The organism is Kitasatospora sp. NPDC053057 (genome assembly GCF_044546945.1).
Taxonomy (GTDB): Bacteria; Actinomycetota; Actinomycetes; order Streptomycetales; family Streptomycetaceae; genus Kitasatospora.
In genome coordinates this window covers 1-1,216 of sequence record NZ_JBITZP010000154.1, presented here as the reverse complement: position 1 = coordinate 1,216, position 1,216 = coordinate 1, and the positions used below count along the sequence as shown (strand labels likewise).

At 70.4% G+C, this 1,216-nt stretch carries 1 protein-coding gene and 1 pseudogene; one reads left to right on the top strand and one right to left on the bottom strand.

Features of this window, described 5'->3' with window-relative positions; translation table 11 throughout:
* Positions 1–116: 116 nt before the first annotated feature.
* The gene (locus ACIG5E_RS39555) at positions 117–839 is read right to left on the bottom strand and encodes a GntR family transcriptional regulator (protein ID WP_396542185.1); all 723 of its coding nucleotides are present in this window, start codon (positions 837–839) and stop codon (positions 117–119) included.
* Positions 840–981: 142 nt separating this feature from the next.
* Between ACIG5E_RS39555 and ACIG5E_RS39550 the strand changes: the two are divergent.
* Positions 982–1,216 (top strand): annotated as a pseudogene (locus ACIG5E_RS39550) (hypothetical protein); the annotation flags it as partial.

Genomic DNA, 1,216 nt, shown 5'->3' with positions numbered 1-1,216 from the left:
GCGGAGACAGGAGGCGGCCCGGGCCGGGCCGCCGGAGGGCTTGAACCCGTAGAGAAAGTTTGAACGCGGAAGCGCCCCCGCCTCGGTTGAGACGGGGGCGCTTCGAGCCGGTCAGTTCAGCGGGACTCGTCGGGGTACCAGGTGTAGGCCAGGCTCCACAGGTGGGTCGGCATCACGTGGACCGTGGTCTCCACCGTGGTGCCGTCCTCGGTGTAGGCGCTGTGGGTCAGCTCGTACACGCGGTGGTCCTCGCTGAGGCCGAGGAACTCCTGCTCCTCCGCCGTCGGGGGGCGGACGTCGATCTCCTCGCGCATGAGGTCCTGACCGTGGCCAGCCTGCGCCATGCGGCTGATGATGCCGCCGGTGCCGGTGTCCTGGCCCTTCACGTCGGCCGCCTCAGCGACGCGCTTGGGGACCGTGGTCACCGCGATCTGCACCGGCACGTCGTCCGCCCACATCTTCCGGGCACGGATCGTGGCGTCATCGGTCTCGGTGACGGTGGTCTCCCAGCGGGGCTCGTAGCCGTGCTCCCGCACCTCCACGTCGAAGGCTCCGCGCCCCCTCTCGCGGTACGTCGCCTCGTAGCGCTGCGGGACGGCGCGACGGATCTTCTGGGGGATGCGAGTCACGTGGGTTCCTTGGGTCGTCATGGTGATCAGTCCTTCGGCGGCCAGCACACGGAGCGCCTTCTCGGCGGTGCCCTGGCTCACCTCCAGCTCGGCGGCCAGCTCCTTGCCGGTGGGCAGTCGCTCGCCGGGGGCGTACTCCCCTCCGGCGATGCGTCCCCGGATCGTGTCGGCGACGCGCCGGTACTCGGGGCGCTTCGGTGTGTTCGTCATGGAACGGACGTTAGCGCCGTCAGCACGAAGGCGCAATCCGTCAGAGCGGCTTGACGTTCTGTCAGAACGAGTCCACTCTTGGAGAGCACAAGGCCCCGCCGGGTTACCGGACGGGGCTCGGCCTCGCCATGGGGAGACCACAGTGGTCGACACGTCGAAGAGCACGTCAGGTACCACCAACGGCACCACCGGCGGCACCAACAGCAGCCGCACCCGCAACGGCTTCGGCTCCGGGGCGACGTTCGCCCCGGGGATCAGCATCAACGTGAACAAGAGCACCGGCGGCGGTGCCGGCGTCCCGCCGCAGATGGGTGCCGCCGCGAACCCCGGCGCGGGGGCGGCCCGCAACAGCCAGCTCGCGCTGCCGGAGCCCGCGT